The following is a 15072-nucleotide window of genomic DNA, read 5'->3' on the forward strand; positions in this document are numbered from 1 at the left end:
TTACTTTAACCAAACACTTTTTGCAAATGCGCTTTATACTCTTGTATGTATTGTTCTACTTGTGGGTTTTTGACCACATCATTGCAAATAAATGTTGGCAAAGCCTGCATACCCAAAAACTCGTGTGCCTTATGCAAATGCAAATACACGACATCTACACCCACGCCACCAAAAAACTCATCTTTGTCTGTAAATGCCTCAATGGGTGCATTCCAAGTAAGACTAAACATATATTTCTTATCGTGTAATAAGCCACCTTTGCCATAATTTTTGCTTGGATTATCGCGATGTCGCCCATCACTAGCACAAAACTTTCCAGCTCCTGCCATAAATACTTTATCTATATATTCTTTTACTATCCAAGGCTCACCCATCCACCAACCAGGCATTTGATAAATCCATACATCAGAATCTAATAACTTTTGCACTTCAGATTCTATATCATAGCCCTTATCTATATGTGTTTCTACGATATTGCACCCAAAAGATTGCAATGTTTCTTTAGCCACTTCTTGCAAAGTCGCAGAAAGCCTACCTTCACTACTACCAAACTTTTTGCTTCCATTAATCAGCAATATATTTTTCATGCATTCTCCTTTTTGCAGTCTTTTTTACAACCTCTGTATTGTTTGCTTTGTGGATTAAATCCATCGATATTATTATGCAACATTTCATCATAAACACCAAGCTTATAATCTAGCGTTTCAAGCACAGATTGTAGCTCCTCAATAGTATCTGTAACAATCTCTTTTTGCCTAGCAATCAATTCTCGTCGCTCTTTTGCTGTGCAATCGCCCTTATTTGCAAGCTCTATGTAATATTTAATCGTCGGAATATCCATTTGAGCTTTACGAAACCAATTAATCCAACGCACCCATTCCACATCGCGCTCACTAAAATATTTAACTTGATTGTCATCTTTTTCTACAAAAGGAAATAAGCCTTTCTTTGCCCAAAAACGCAAGGTATGTGAAGACACTCCTGTCTTTTTTTCTACCTCAATAATTGTATAAGCCACAATGCCTCCTTAGGATCACCTGCTGATAAAACCTAAATCCACAAAACATATGAAATTATAAAACATGAGAGTTACTCTAAGTCAAGACTTACCATAAAATTATGTATCACAAAATAGCAGAAAATACGAATCTAAAACCCCAATATCCTAAGAATCTACAGAGGCTAGTAAATGCCTAATAACCTCCCTATCATCAAAAGGCAAAACCTTATCACCAATAATCTGGTAATTCTCATCACCCTTGCCAAGCACAAGCAAAACCTCATCATCTTGCAATGATTGTATAGCAAGCTCTAACGCTTTTTGGCGATTAGATTCAATGATGAGCTTGGTAGTATCACGCACGCCTTGAGCAATTTGAGCGATTATAGAATCTGGATCTTCACTGCGAGGATTATCGCTTGTGAGATAGATTCTGTGCGTATAAGTATCTGCTATAGCTCCCATTTTTGGTCTTTTGCTTGTATCACGATCGCCACCCGCACCAAAGAGCACGACGAGCTTACGCCCTGTGAAGCTTTGAAAAATTTGCTCCATACCATCGTGAGTATGTGCAAAATCCACAATAATAAGCGGTTTGGTAGAAATAACTTCCATACGCCCACTCACACCGCCAAAATGCGCAATAACTTGCGTGAGTGAATCTAAAGGTGCATGTGTGAGAAGCTTTAGCGCACCAAGTGCTGCTAGTGCATTATAGAGATTATGTTTGCCAAAAAGCTTAGTTTGGAGTTGCGCAATCTCTAAGGGCGCATTTTCATCATTCCAAGCCACTTGTGCATGCACACTATGAGATACATCATAAGATACCGCATACAAATTTGCCTTAGATTCTATACTATAGGTATAAGCATTGGCAAGATTGTAGCGTGCCTTTGGCTCATCGGCATTAAGAAGCTTTATGCTATCGCAAGCAAAAAAACTATTTTTCACACGAATATATTCCTCTAAGCTTTTGTGAAAATCTAAATGATCGCTTGTGATATTGCTTAAAATCTTTAGTCCAAAATGCACGCCCGCGATGCGCTCTTGCACAATGGCATGTGAACTTACTTCCATAATAAAATATTGGCATTCCTTGGCAGATTCAAAGTTTTCATATAATTCTAAAACGCTTGGCGTTGTCAGCCCTTTTGGCTTTAGCGTTTTTCCATTTACAAAAAATCCACGCGTCCCTAGCAATGCTGTGCTATACCCAAGCTCACGAAGCGCCTCATAAATAACTGTCGCAGTCGTAGTTTTGCCATTTGTGCCTGTGATACCCACGATACATTTTGGCATAGCAAATATTTCCTTAAGATTTTGTGCCTCAATATATGGTGGCTTTATGTCTATGGTAGCAAAGTAGCGTTCATTTTGTTTTGTGTGGACAAAAAGCGTGTGTGAATCTATGCATGTCGTATCATCAGTGATCGCGCTAAAATGTTGATTATTATAAGTTATGTTTTTTGTTATGCGCATCAAGAGCCTTTTTTAAGATTGCATCTAGGCGTGCATCAAAGCGTGTATGCTTGAGTGCTTTAAAAGATTCTATATATTCTAGCCCTATTTCTGTAAAGCCGTTTTCAATAAGCTGCTCCAAGAAATCATAAAATTCTTGTGGCGAGGTAAAAGCTATTTTTGTGCTAAACATAATGTCTTCAAAGGCTTCCTTGAAACTAGAGCGATTTTTGATAGAAGCCAAAAAATCTTGATACAAAATGCCATCAAGCTCTTGGATTCTCTTTTTCTCAACTCCCTTAAACATATCTGAAAGACTAAAACTTGCCCTATCTACAGATTCTAAAATCTCAAGAATCTGCTTTTGGGCTTTTTGCTTAGAAATTTTGGAAGACAAAAGAATTTGATAATACTCAAAAAGCGAATACGCATTTTCTGGAAACTCACGCGCACTATCGCATAATAAGATTCCAATCTTGGCATCTTTGTTTTTTGGCGCTATGGCAAGGATACGCTCAAAACTCTTAAACGCACGCTCATATTGCTTGGTGCTAAAAAGTTCAAAAGCACTTTTTAAGGCTTTGTTAATTGCGTATCGTGTGTTTTGGGAGGTGAGCTTTGGCATATTTATCCTAATGGATTTGGCGTATCGTGCGCAACATTGATAATGGCAATATCTGGGTGAATCTCTTCTTTAAGCCTACGCTCAATGGCATATTTCAAAGTATTAGAGCTACTTGGACACCCATGACACGCACCCTCTAATCTCACATATACCTTTGCGTCTTTGATACCCAACACACTAATATCTCCACCATCAAGATGCAATGTCGGACGCACCTTTTCAATCACAATATTGACGGGATCTTTAAGCTCTTCATCACTAAAAGGAAAATTTTCCATTCTCACTCCTTATTTGTCTTTTTTAAAATAATCTCTATTGCGATATATAAGAAATATAAGATAACTCACCATCACCAAGGCAACGATAACTTTTTCTGATATGCTCATGAGTGCTCCTTATGCACAAGATGAGAGAGAATCTCGCCTTCTTGTAGCAATGTGTCATCATATTTGATGATTACAACGCCCTGTGTGGTATTGGTATACCATTCTATGATACCAGAAACAGCACTAAGGCTTTGCAAACTTTCTTGTGTATAAGAATCTATCGGCAAGTAAAGGTTTTTTTCATTATTTGGATTATGTAATCGCACCGCCATAAGTATAGCCCACAACACACACGCTACTACAACACACATACTTAAATCTACAAAACTAAGAGATTGATATAATACACCACCACACAAAGCCCCTAATGCTGAACCCACAAATCCAAGTGTGGTTAAAAATCCAAGTGCTGAACCTTTTTGATGTGCCTTTGGATAACGACTAGCTAGAGTTTGCATAATTGGCTCATGTATAGAAAACCCTACAAAAAAGATCATAACCCCAAGCACAAAAAGCCATAAACTCCCAATATAACTAGCATATGCAATAAGAATATACGCAAGTATAAAAGCAATCACCCCAACAAGCAAAACTTGTTTAAAGTATCCTTTTTTTTGTGCCAAAATCGAAGCAGGAGCAAGACTAAGGAATCCTAAAATTGCACCTGGTGTGTAAATCTTCCACAAGCTAGATTCATGAATATCAAATAAATCATTGAGCACCAAACCCACAATCACAAAGGTAAAAATCATCAAAAACTTTTGTAACAATGCGCTAAGGTTTAGCACCTGCAAACTTGGATTTTTAAGGATATTGATAAAATCCGTATTTTGATAGGTATAAATAATCTTTGGTGTAGATGGCACACGCACAAGTAATACAATCAATGCGATTGTATTAAGCAATGCGGTAAGTAAAAAAATCGCTTGTAAGCCTATATTTCCAGCGATCAATGGACCCAAAATCATCGCAAAAATAAAACTCATAAAAATCCCAGCACCCATCATCGCCATAGCTTTGCTGCGCTTCTCTTCTCTCACCAAATCCGCAATCTGTGCGCTAATAACCCCACCAATTGCTCCAGCACCCTGTAAAAACCGACCTATGATAAGCCAAATAATATCATTGCTAAATGCGCACACAAGCGACCCTATGATAAAAATCACAAGCCCTATAGCAATAACAAGTTTTTTATCAGATTTATCACTCCAAATTCCAAAAGGAGTTTGAAAAATGATTTGTGTGATAGCATAACCACCCGCAGCAATCCCTGCAAGAAACGCACTTGCACCAAAGGCATCTGTATAAAGCCCAATAGCAGGCAGCGCAACAAAAAGCCCAAAGAATCTAAAAGACGAAACAAGTGTGAGCGCAAAAACATCTTTAAACATAGTATTCCTTAATTGTGTTTGTAGGGGTGCAATTATATAGTGATTGTGTTACATTTGCAAAAATACATAATCCTATGATTTACAAACCTTTATACTGCGCGAGTATGTTTTGTAATGTATCAAACAACACCGACACATCACAATCCCCAATCAATCTCTGCAACACTTCAGCGTGTGAATCTATAATCACTAAAGTAGGCGTAGCTAGCACATTGTAGCGTGTCATAAGTTCGTTGGTTTTGAGTGTTTTGGGCAGATTTTGCACAGAATCTTTAGATGTTGAGACAAATTCATAAAGATGAGGATGTGCAATATCAATATAATGAGCTCTAAATTTTGTCTGCAAAAGCTCTTGGAGTGCTGTATGTGTATGCAAAGATTCTAAGAGTTTTTGGCAATGCACACACCCCTGTGATCCAAAACATAAAAAAAGTGGCTTATCCCCAATCTCTAATATAGTGGTATCTAAAAAATTCTCCATAAGTGCTTTTTTTGCAAGAGTAGTTGTAGTTTTTGGAGTGCTTAAACTTGTTAGTATAGTATGCAAAGATTCAAAGGTTGGATTTTCAAGAATACTATAAAACTTCCCCGTGCTATCAAAAAACGCTATATTTGAAGTATGTGCTATGGAGTATTGCATTGCCGAATTTGGAAGTGCTATCTTTTGGTATTTGAGTTTATACATTGGCGCAAGTTTTGCCAACTCATCTTCTGTAAGCCATAAACCATAAGAATGCGGAAAAAAATGTGCGATATACTCTTGTGTGTCTTGTGGGCTATCTCGCAACGGATCGAGTGTAACAAACATAAGCACAAAATCTGCCAAATCTATCTCGCCGTGCTCTTGAGCTTGTGTAAAAACATCTGAAATAAGCGAAAGCGTGATAGGGCATACATCAGGACAAAATGTGTAGCCAAAATACACAAGGACATTTTTCCCTTTAAAATCACTTACGCATACTTCGCCTTGTGGAGTTTTACCACATAAATCATATGTTGTATGTTGGGGTTTTAGATAGAGATATGCACTCATTGCGCCAAATCCAAGGAAAAACAACACAAAAAAACCTAAAATCTTAGATTTCATATATTATTGCTCCACATCAAAATCTATAAAAGCTCCCAAAGGTTTTGCGCCCTCATACAATGCGAGGCGATAGCGCATTGTTTGCAAGGAACATGTCCCAAGATTTATAGTCGCTTGATAGGTATCACCTTCCTTTGTGGCTTGTGTGATTATCGTGCCCATCTCCATATTTAATCCATATACTTTCAACACTAAATCATCGCTAAGATTAGAAAATCCCTTGATAAAAAATGTCACTGGGCGCATTGCTTGAATAGGGCGCATAGAAGATTCTATGCTAATTACTGAATCTTGATAGGTAATTGTGCAAACAGAAGCATTGAGTGAACAAGGCAATGGCGGAAGTGGTGTGTTAGATTCTTGATAGACAAGCTGTGAATCCTTTGGCTGCAAAACCATAAATACAATCCACGCACACGCCACCCCGCTTATCAACGCTATGCACAAAAGTATCAAGACTCGCATATTCATCTTAGCCTCTAATCGCACCAAGTGCACTAATCTTGTATTTGTATGTTGTTAGAGATTCTATACCCATAGGACCGCGCGCATGGAGCTTGTTTGTTGAGATTCCCACTTCCGCACCAAAGCCAAACTCCCCACCATCGCTAAAACGCGTGGAAGCATTAGCATACACACACGCACTTTGGACATTATTGAGAAATTCCTCCATTGCCAAAACATCATTTGTGATAATAGAATCTGAATGCTGTGAGCCAAATGTGTTGATATGCCTAATCGCTTCATTAAGATTCTCTACAATCTTTAGATTCAATGTATTAGTGCCATATTCTTTTGTGTAATCCGCCTCGCCATCAAGGCTAAGAATGCGCGCAACTTCTGTATCTCCCATAAGATTTGTGCCTGTTTGTTTCAAGGCATTGGCAATATTAGGCAAAAGATTACTTGCAATCTCACGATCAATAAGCAAAGTTTCTATTGTATTACACGCCGCAGGGTAGCGCACTTTAGAATCTAGCACGATTGGAATCACATAAGCAGGGTTATAATTGGTATGAATATACAGATGACACACGCCCTTATCATGCTTGATGATAGGAATTGTAGAGTGTTGTTGGACATATTTGATGAGATTTTCCCCACCTCGTGGAATAAGTAAATCAATATATGCGTCTTGTTGCAAAAATTCCGCAACCTCTTGATGTGTGGCAATCATATTGATACACTCTAGTGGCAAATCGTGTAGCTTTAGGGCTTCATGCAGAGCGCGTAAAATTGCAGTATTAGAATGCAAGGCTTCCTTGCCACCCTTTAGCACACAAACATTGCCACTTTTTAGACACAAAGCACTTACATCGCTTGTAACATTAGGGCGAGATTCATAAATCACACCCACCACGCCAAGTGGCACACTAACTTTTTCAATCCTAATGCCACTAGGCATTTCCCAACCATCTAAAATTCTATTCAGAGGATCTTTGAGTGTCGCAATGTGTCGCAATGAATCTGCCATAGATTCTATCTTTTCCCTGCTAAGCTCTAAGCGTTTTTGGAGCGATGAAGAAAGGTTAGTGGCATTTTGCATATCTTGTGTATTGGCGTCCAAAATCTCATTGGCATGTGCAAGAAGTGAATCTGCCATAGATTCTAAAAGTGCATTGCGTTTTGTGAGATTTAATCCCGCAAGAATATGCGTAGCGGACTTGGCGTTTTTAAGAGTTTGGATTAGAGACATATTATGCCCCTTTCGATTGTGCGTCTGCACGCTCCAGTGCAAGAGTTTCTACCTCTTTGATAAAAACTTCTAAAATCTCGCTCTCTTTGTATTTACCCAAGATCTTGCCTCCTTTGATAATGAGTCCATCTTTATTGCCAAATGCGATTGCAATATCAGCGTGTTTTGCCTCCCCTAACGCATTTACAGCACAGCCCATTACGCTCACTTGCAAAGGTGTGGTGATATGTGCTATTTTTTTCTCAACTTCTTTCACAGCACTTACCAAATCCACCTCTATTCTCCCACAAGTAGGACAAGAAATAAGCGTGATACCATTTTTTTGACGCCCACTATATTGCAAAATCTTACGCGCAAGATGAATCTCTTCTTCAAGCTCACCTGTGATAGAGCAACGCATTGTATCGCCAATGCCCTCCATAAGCAATCCACCTAATGCCATAGAAGACTTAATAGCAGAATGCATAAGTGTGCCAGCCTCTGTCACACCTAAATGAAAAGGATATTCCACAAGTGGGCGAAGCATTCTATATGCTTCCATGGTGCGCAACACATCACTTGCTTTGAGAGAAACTTTGATATTAGTAAAATCAAAATCCTCTAAAAGCTTGATATTATAGAGTGCAGATTCCACCATGCCTTTTGGTGTTGGACCATATTTGCTCTCAAATTCTTTTTCTAAACTCCCACCATTGACACCAATGCGAATAGGAATATTGCGCTCTTTACACGCGTTGGCTACAGCTTTTATACGATCTTTAGAACCGATATTTCCGGGATTTATGCGTATACAATCTACAGATTCTGCGGCAATAAGCGCAAATTTGTAGCGAAAATGAATATCAGCAACAAGTGGCAATGGAGAAACCGCCTTAAGGCTTTTTAATGCCTTGGCGTCCTTTTCATCACTCACTGCCACACGCACAATATCCGCTCCTGCAAGTGCTAGGCGATCAATTTGTGCTTTTGTCGCATCAATATCGCAAGTCTTGCTAAAAGTCATACTTTGTATAGAAATAGGTGCATCACCACCAATGGGGACATTACCGACAAAAATTTGTTTCGTTGGGTATCGTTGCATAGGGATTCCTTGCATACATAAAAAATCTTAAAAAGCAAGGATTATAACATACAAAGAGTGCATAAAATCTTATGGCACTCTAAAAACATACATTTGGGAAGGCAGTTTAAATGTATTACCAACATTACTTAAAGAATGATTAATGCCTAATTTTTGAAGAACATACGCCCCCAAACTCATAAGGTTATATGAAGGCATATAACCAAAGTTATTTGTTACAAACAATAATTCGTATTTTTGATGTAGAGCTTGAATATACTCTGGAGTAATAGGTTTATCACTAAAAAATGTTACAATTACCAAGTCTCCACTCTGTGGCTCACTCACTTCATCACTATTATAAAAGCTAAATTTTGCTTCTGGATTTGCCATAAAAGCCTTGCCATTTGGCTCTTTGGACTTGATATCAAAAATCTGTGTATTATAAAGATTAGGGAGTATAGAAAAAATCGCTCCATATGACGGAAAATAATAATACCTATCCAAGCCACGACCAAAGCCATCAAAATACAATGTTGTCTGAGGATATTCTGTAAGATAAGCTTGTAAAAATCCAAACATATGCTCAAAATTACGTATTTGAATCTTATTGATTGTGAAATAATGTATGCCTTGGGGAATTGCATTGGTTATTAAAATAAATCCAACCACTACGCTCACACACCAAAACACTACTCTTTTTATCAATAATTTTCCATAAAGTGATATAACATACAATGTATATATATATGCAAGAATATTTGCAGGCATAAAATAATTAAAACTTCCCATATCAAGTATAAGAAATGCCACAAAATATGCAAATGCAACAAGCCCAATGCTATCCCAAAATGGATTTGGAAACTGCCTATGTTTATAAAGCAACACAAATCGCACCACTAACATACAAGGCAATACAATACTCACAAATGGTGCAGCAAGCACAGAAACCACAAATGTTCGTAGAGGTGTAAAAAACAACTCCTGATTTGCATAGTTTGAATGTGCATTAGCGGTAACATACATATAAATGAGTAAAAACACTACACCACTTATCATTAGTGCAATATCAAAACCAATGAGCTTGGCATTCAGGGTTTTAAAGCTCTTGTTACTAGATAAAAAACTAAAGAAAAGATGGAAAAAGCCAAAACCACCAATAAGGATAAAAGAAACCTCTTTGAGATAAATAACACAATTCCCCATAAGCACCAACAAGAAGATATATATATATATATATTAATTCGGTGAGTGTCATTGGAGAGCTTCATATAAACATGATATGCGCCAAGGAAAAAGAGACACAAAAACATAATTTGTGTAAGCTCCGGATAAATAATTTGTGTTGTAATCTTAACATAGCCAACGGTGAGAGAAAATGTAACAAAAAATACAAAGACAAGTGCCCTATGAGCTTTTGTATGAATACTAAGTTTATAAAAACAAAAAGCAGTAACAACAAACACAAGAGCATTGCCTATCATAAACGCATAAGGACTAGTAGAAAACAAGGCGATAAGATTAAGATTCCAACCTGCAAGTGGGAAAAATCTTCTATTTTGAACATCAAGCCCATGCCAGGCATCTTTACCTTGCACCAAAGCTGTATAAAAATTTATATCATCGGTATTCATAAGTGGCATACTAGATTTATAAACGATACAAAATACATATACTCCAACAAAAAGCCAATACAATATGTCCCAAATATTACTACGTAAATACGAAGTACCTACTTGCGCCTGTTGTGTGTGTAGATTCATAATGTTCCCCTAAAAATACGATGTTTAAAAAAGCACGATTATACTTATAGATTTATAAAATCCTCATAAATCTCTATAATAGTGCGTTATAATGCTCATAGATAAAAACACATAAAAGAGGATAATATGCACGAATTATCTATCGTCAATGCACTTTTGGATCAAGCGTGTGAGATTGCCACGCAACATCAAGCAACCAAAGTGCATAAAATTGTCATTAGTGTGGGTGAGCGTAGTGGCGTAGATATTGGACTGCTGAGGCGCACTTTTGAGACTTTTAAAAGTGAGTTTGCCCTCTGCCAAAATACACTTTTAGAATCCACCTATGAGCCCGTGGAGATTCTATGCAAAGAATGTAATACCCAAAGTCTTGCGCAAGATATGCAATACGCAATATGTCCTAAGTGTCAATCACAAAATGTGGAGATTGTCAAAGGAAGGGAATTGCTTTTGCTAAGCTTGGAGTTAGATTCTTAGATTGTTGGAGCGTAAAATGAATCAAGACATTGATGCACGAATTTTCAAAGAGTTTTTGCAATACGACCTCACAAGCGGGAGTTTGTGGGAGATTGTAGAGATTTTTGAGCGACATCGCACAAATTTTAAACAAGAAATTAGCCAATACCAACAAGAAATTACACAAGCCAAACAAGAATTAAGCAGTTTGCGAGAAACTATTAACCAAATCAAAACAGCACAAGAACATAAAGATTCTATAAAGCCAAAACCCAAAAAATCCCCAAAACCACAGACCAAAAACAAAACCGCATTGGAAGATATACCAAAAGACTATAAGCAAAGAATCTTAGAGCTTGAGTTAGAAAATCGCCGCCTAGAAATCGAACTTAGAGATCTCAAGCAAGAAATAGAGTTAAACGCACGAGAATCACTATCTAATACGCTCGATAAAAAACCCACAAAAGATCGCGATTAAACGCCAAATATCTCTAAATAAAAGGCTTGCTATGGTTTCATCACGTACATTATTTATAAGCGCTATTGAACCAAGTGCAAATATCCACCTAAAAGCACTTGCACAAGAAATGGATTGTATAGCAAAGCAGCAACATATCACATTAGAGATTGTAGGGATTTTTGATAATGATGTTTTTAGTGGTTGTAGTAATATACAGGCACACTCTAGCTATGATTTACGAGCATTTTCAGCAATGGCTTTTATTGATGTGATAAAAAAAATATTTTTTTATAAGCGTGTGAATCTAGAGATGGTAGCCCTTGCTAAAACTTGCCAAAAAGCCTTACTTATCGATAGTTCAAGCTTTCATATCCCATTAGCAAAAGGGCTTAAGGGAAGTGGCGTGGAAGTAGTGTATTACATTTTGCCTCAAGTGTGGGCGTGGAAAAGCTGGAGAGCTAAAGAAATAGAGCGAATTTGTAATAGGCTTTGTGCAATTTTGCCCTTTGAGCTTAGTATGTATCCAAATGCTGTGCGACAAAATCGCGCGCAATATGTCGGACACCCACTTCTTGATGAATTACCCATAGATTCTCCACTGCCACGCACACAAGAAATTGTCTTTATGCCCGGAAGTCGCCAAGGAGAGATTAAAAAAATATTTCCGATCTTTGCACAAGTCGCCAAACAACTGCATGAACCAAAGATTTTAGTCGCACCATCACATTTTGCAAACCTTTCTAAAGAGGAATTACAAAATATCTATGGTGAAGAAATCAAAGAATTTACGCTTAGCTTTGATGCAACAAAGGCATTACAAACATGTAAATTTGCCTTTATTTGCTCTGGCACCGCTACCTTGCAAGCAGCGTTGCTGCAAGCACCATTTGTTCTTGCCTACACAATGCGTCCGATTGAATACCACATCGTGAAGTTTTTTGTTAAGCTTAAGGTCGTGGGATTAGCAAATATCTTATATCAAGGGGCTTGTAATCAACAAGCCGGAAAAAGTGATCAAAAGCTACATACAGAACTTATCCAAGATGATCTCACACCACAAAATCTTTTAGATTCTTATCATAATTTTGATTGTGCGACATACATAAAAAATGCACAAACACTACGCGCCTATCTTCAACATGGAAGCTCACACAATGTAGTTAGGATTTTATTGACAAACCTCACGCACTTAAGGTAGCACAAAAACGCGTATCTACACAACAAAATCTAAGGTATTAGTGCCTTTTAAGTTTTGATTGACTACAATTTAGGCACTTTAAAACAGCAGGAGATAAAGCGCGATGAAATACATAAAGTTTTTTAAAGAACTCAACAATAAAGATGTGCCTATCGTTGGTGGGAAAAATGCAAGTATTGGTGAAATGTTTCAAGAACTTGTATCAGAGGGCATAAAAGTCCCAAATGGTTTTGCAATTACAAGCGATGCATATTGGTATTTGCTAGATTCTGGCGGAATTAGACACACGATAGAAGAGTTACTAAAAGGCGTTGATGTAACTGAAATTGATGTCCTTAAAACACGCTCAAAAAAGATCAGAGAGCTCATTTTTGGCACGCCATTTCCTGATGATTTGCGCGAGGAGATTTTCCAAGCTTATAAGATTCTGAGTGAAGAATATGGTATGAAAGAAACAGATGTGGCAGTGCGTAGCTCCGCAACCGCCGAAGATCTCCCTGATGCGTCATTTGCTGGACAGCAAGACACTTACCTTAGCGTGAGAGGCAAAAGTGAACTTATACATTACATAAAGTCTTGTTTTGCGTCACTTTTTACTGATAGGGCGGTAAGCTATCGTGCTTCTAGGGGGTTTGATCACTTTAAAGTCGCTCTTTCTGTAGGTGTGCAAAAAATGGTGCGCGCAGATAAAGGTAGCGCTGGTGTGATGTTTAGTATCGACACAGAAACGGGATTTAAAGATGCTGTCTTTATCACGGCTGCTTGGGGGCTTGGAGAAAATGTTGTGGGTGGCACTGTGAATCCAGATGAATTTTATGTTTTTAAACCCACACTTAAGGATGGCAAAAGACCTATCATCAAACGCCAATTAGGGCATAAGCACCAAAAAATGGTATATGCTCCACGCGGTAGCGAACACCCTACAAAAAATATCAAAACTACACAAAAAGAACTCAAAACATTTGCAATCACAGATGAGGACATTCTCACTCTTGCGCGCTATGCTATTAGAATCGAGGAGCACTACACAAAAGAAGCCGGAGAATATCGCCCTATGGATATGGAATGGGCAAAAGATGGCGAGAGTGGAGAGATTTTTATCGTTCAAGCAAGACCAGAAACCGTGCAAAGCCAAAAGTTTAAAAACCAAACAGGCAACCGCCTAGAAGAATTTACATTCACTAACCCTAGTGAATCTCGAGAGGTAATCATTACAGGACGTGCCATTGGTAATAAAATCGGTGCTGGAAAAGTGCGCATCATCAATGATTTAGAGCATATGAATACCTTTAAAGAAGGGGAGATTCTCGTTACAGACAACACAGACCCAGATTGGGAACCTGTGATGAAAAAAGCAGCAGCGGTTATCACAAATCGTGGTGGTAGGACTTGTCATGCGGCTATTGTCGCGCGTGAAATTGGTGTGCCTGCAATCGTTGGTGCAGTAGGTGCGACTGATAGACTCTATACAGGTATGGAAATCACTGTTTCGTGTGCTGAAGGCGAGGAAGGCTATGTATATGCAGGTATTTGTGATTATGAAGTAAAAAGCGTAGAGCTAGATAATCTTGGCGAAACCAAAACAAAAATTTATATGAATGTGGGCAATCCAGAAAAAGCTTTTGGTTTTGCAAAACTTCCAAATAGTGGCGTGGGACTTGCTAGAATGGAACTTATTGTCCTTAACCAAATCAAAGCACACCCACTTGCACTTCTTGATATCCAAAATGGCAAAGACAAAGACATCAAAGAGCGTGCGGAGATTGAAAAGCTTATGGCAGGATATGAAAGTCCTAAAGATTTCTTTGTCAAGAAAATTGCTGAAGGGATTGGTATGATTTGTTCAGCATTTTATCCAAACCCTGTGATTGTCCGAACAAGTGATTTTAAATCAAATGAATATCGCGGTATGGTTGCAGGAACATATTATGAACCACAAGAAGAAAACCCTATGCTAGGTTATCGTGGAGCAAGTAGATATTATTCTGATTTATATCGCGTAGCATTTGAATGGGAGTGTGAAGCATTAGCCATGGTGCGTGATGAAATGGGACTTAACAATATGAAAGTTATGATACCATTTTTGCGCACACCAGAAGAGGGTAAAAAAGTGCTAGAAATTATGCGCCGCAATGGCTTAGAATCTGGGCGCAATGGCTTAGAAATTTATGTAATGTGCGAATTGCCTGTGAATGTAATTTTGGCAGATGAGTTTTTAAGTATGTTTGATGGTTATTCTATCGGCTCAAATGACTTGACACAGCTTACTCTGGGTGTGGATAGAGATGGGCAACTTGTAACACATATCTTTGATGAGCGAAACCCTGCTATGTTTGAAATGTTTAGACAAGCCATAGCAGCGTGTAAGCGACACAACAAATATTGCGGGATCTGCGGACAAGCCCCAAGTGATTATCCTGAAGTTACGGAATTTTTGGTCAAAGAGGGCATTAGCTCAATCTCACTCAATCCGGATTCTGTAGTCAAAACTTGGCGTTTTGTTGCTGAATTAGAAAAGAAATTAAATAAATAAAAGACACTAGGGGAATAAT

The 15072-nt window shown here is 38.1% G+C and carries 16 protein-coding genes; 4 read left to right on the top strand and 12 right to left on the bottom strand.

Annotated features, from left to right (window positions below; translation table 11 throughout):
* Positions 1–5: 5 nt before the first annotated feature.
* The 12 genes from B9T66_RS00145 to B9T66_RS08740 form a co-directional block, all read right to left on the bottom strand.
* A complete protein-coding gene (locus B9T66_RS00145; RefSeq protein ID WP_095626967.1) occupies positions 6–587 on the bottom strand; it encodes an NAD(P)H-dependent oxidoreductase in 582 nt (193 codons plus the stop codon).
* Complete coding sequence (locus B9T66_RS00150; RefSeq protein WP_095626968.1) at positions 584–1018, bottom strand: MerR family transcriptional regulator; 435 nt, start codon at positions 1016–1018, stop codon at positions 584–586. The genes B9T66_RS00145 and B9T66_RS00150 overlap by 4 nt, the downstream gene beginning before the upstream one ends.
* Before the next feature lie 147 nt (positions 1019–1165).
* A complete protein-coding gene (locus B9T66_RS00155) occupies positions 1166–2479 on the bottom strand; it encodes a UDP-N-acetylmuramoyl-L-alanyl-D-glutamate--2,6-diaminopimelate ligase (protein WP_095626969.1) in 1314 nt (437 codons plus the stop codon).
* A complete protein-coding gene (locus B9T66_RS00160; protein WP_095626970.1) occupies positions 2451–3083 on the bottom strand; it encodes a hypothetical protein in 633 nt (210 codons plus the stop codon). The genes B9T66_RS00155 and B9T66_RS00160 overlap by 29 nt, the downstream gene beginning before the upstream one ends.
* Before the next feature lie 2 nt (positions 3084–3085).
* Positions 3086–3361: a NifU family protein gene (locus B9T66_RS00165; protein WP_095626971.1), complete on the bottom strand. Its 276-nt coding sequence runs from the start codon at positions 3359–3361 to the stop codon at positions 3086–3088.
* Between the two features lie 104 nt (positions 3362–3465).
* Positions 3466–4800 (bottom strand): MFS transporter, encoded by a 1335-nt coding sequence (locus tag B9T66_RS00170; RefSeq protein WP_095626972.1) that lies wholly within the window; start codon positions 4798–4800, stop codon positions 3466–3468.
* Between the two features lie 79 nt (positions 4801–4879).
* Positions 4880–5887 (bottom strand): SCO family protein, encoded by a 1008-nt coding sequence (locus tag B9T66_RS00175; RefSeq protein WP_095626973.1) that lies wholly within the window; start codon positions 5885–5887, stop codon positions 4880–4882.
* A gap of 3 nt (positions 5888–5890) precedes the next feature.
* On the bottom strand, positions 5891–6352 hold the full coding sequence (locus B9T66_RS00180; RefSeq protein ID WP_143429073.1) for a hypothetical protein: 462 nt from the start codon (positions 6350–6352) through the stop codon (positions 5891–5893).
* Between the two features lie 7 nt (positions 6353–6359).
* Entirely contained in the window at positions 6360–7583 is a 1224-nt protein-coding gene (locus B9T66_RS00185) for a glutamate-5-semialdehyde dehydrogenase (protein ID WP_095626975.1), read from the bottom strand.
* Between the two features lies 1 nt (position 7584).
* Positions 7585–8664: a flavodoxin-dependent (E)-4-hydroxy-3-methylbut-2-enyl-diphosphate synthase gene (gene ispG / locus B9T66_RS00190; RefSeq protein WP_095626976.1), complete on the bottom strand. Its 1080-nt coding sequence runs from the start codon at positions 8662–8664 to the stop codon at positions 7585–7587.
* A 69-nt stretch (positions 8665–8733) separates the two neighbouring features.
* Positions 8734–9687, bottom strand: a complete 954-nt coding sequence (locus tag B9T66_RS00195; RefSeq protein WP_143429074.1) for a hypothetical protein — start codon at positions 9685–9687, stop codon at positions 8734–8736.
* 47 nt (positions 9688–9734) lie between these two features.
* Positions 9735–10277 (bottom strand): hypothetical protein, encoded by a 543-nt coding sequence (locus B9T66_RS08740; RefSeq protein WP_143429075.1) that lies wholly within the window; start codon positions 10275–10277, stop codon positions 9735–9737.
* Between the two features lie 255 nt (positions 10278–10532).
* Between B9T66_RS08740 and hypA the strand changes: the two genes are divergently transcribed.
* The 4 genes from hypA to ppsA all read left to right on the top strand — a co-directional run bounded on the left by hypA (position 10533) and on the right by ppsA (position 15053).
* Positions 10533–10883: a hydrogenase/urease nickel incorporation protein HypA gene (hypA, locus tag B9T66_RS00200; RefSeq protein ID WP_095626978.1), complete on the top strand. Its 351-nt coding sequence runs from the start codon at positions 10533–10535 to the stop codon at positions 10881–10883.
* 16 nt (positions 10884–10899) lie between these two features.
* Positions 10900–11340, top strand: coding sequence for a hypothetical protein (locus B9T66_RS00205; protein ID WP_095626979.1), 441 nt, complete (start codon positions 10900–10902; stop codon positions 11338–11340).
* A gap of 31 nt (positions 11341–11371) precedes the next feature.
* A complete protein-coding gene (gene lpxB, locus B9T66_RS00210; protein ID WP_095626980.1) occupies positions 11372–12520 on the top strand; it encodes a lipid-A-disaccharide synthase in 1149 nt (382 codons plus the stop codon).
* Positions 12521–12623: 103 nt separating this feature from the next.
* Positions 12624–15053, top strand: a complete 2430-nt coding sequence (gene ppsA / locus B9T66_RS00215; protein ID WP_095626981.1) for a pyruvate, water dikinase — start codon at positions 12624–12626, stop codon at positions 15051–15053.
* Positions 15054–15072 lie beyond the last annotated feature (19 nt).

Source organism: Helicobacter sp. TUL, assembly GCF_002287135.1.
Lineage (GTDB): Bacteria > Campylobacterota > Campylobacteria > Campylobacterales > Helicobacteraceae > Helicobacter_F.

Bases quoted from the DNA above. Each gene is read 5' to 3' on its own strand.
- B9T66_RS00145 (WP_095626967.1), bottom strand. From the start codon at position 587: ATGAAAAATATATTGCTGATTAATGGAAGCAAAAAGTTTGGTAGTAGT.
- B9T66_RS00155 (WP_095626969.1), bottom strand. From the start codon at position 2,479: ATGCGCATAACAAAAAACATAACTTATAATAATCAACATTTTAGCGCG.
- B9T66_RS00160 (WP_095626970.1), bottom strand. From the start codon at position 3,083: ATGCCAAAGCTCACCTCCCAAAACACACGATACGCAATTAACAAAGCC.
- B9T66_RS00165 (WP_095626971.1), bottom strand. From the start codon at position 3,361: ATGGAAAATTTTCCTTTTAGTGATGAAGAGCTTAAAGATCCCGTCAAT.
- B9T66_RS00170 (WP_095626972.1), bottom strand. From the start codon at position 4,800: ATGTTTAAAGATGTTTTTGCGCTCACACTTGTTTCGTCTTTTAGATTC.
- B9T66_RS00175 (WP_095626973.1), bottom strand. From the start codon at position 5,887: ATGAAATCTAAGATTTTAGGTTTTTTTGTGTTGTTTTTCCTTGGATTT.
- B9T66_RS00180 (WP_143429073.1), bottom strand. From the start codon at position 6,352: ATGCGAGTCTTGATACTTTTGTGCATAGCGTTGATAAGCGGGGTGGCG.
- B9T66_RS00185 (WP_095626975.1), bottom strand. From the start codon at position 7,583: ATGTCTCTAATCCAAACTCTTAAAAACGCCAAGTCCGCTACGCATATT.
- ispG (WP_095626976.1), bottom strand. From the start codon at position 8,664: ATGCAACGATACCCAACGAAACAAATTTTTGTCGGTAATGTCCCCATT.
- B9T66_RS08740 (WP_143429075.1), bottom strand. From the start codon at position 10,277: ATGAATACCGATGATATAAATTTTTATACAGCTTTGGTGCAAGGTAAA.
- hypA (WP_095626978.1), top strand. From the start codon at position 10,533: ATGCACGAATTATCTATCGTCAATGCACTTTTGGATCAAGCGTGTGAG.
- B9T66_RS00205 (WP_095626979.1), top strand. From the start codon at position 10,900: ATGAATCAAGACATTGATGCACGAATTTTCAAAGAGTTTTTGCAATAC.
- lpxB (WP_095626980.1), top strand. From the start codon at position 11,372: ATGGTTTCATCACGTACATTATTTATAAGCGCTATTGAACCAAGTGCA.
- ppsA (WP_095626981.1), top strand. From the start codon at position 12,624: ATGAAATACATAAAGTTTTTTAAAGAACTCAACAATAAAGATGTGCCT.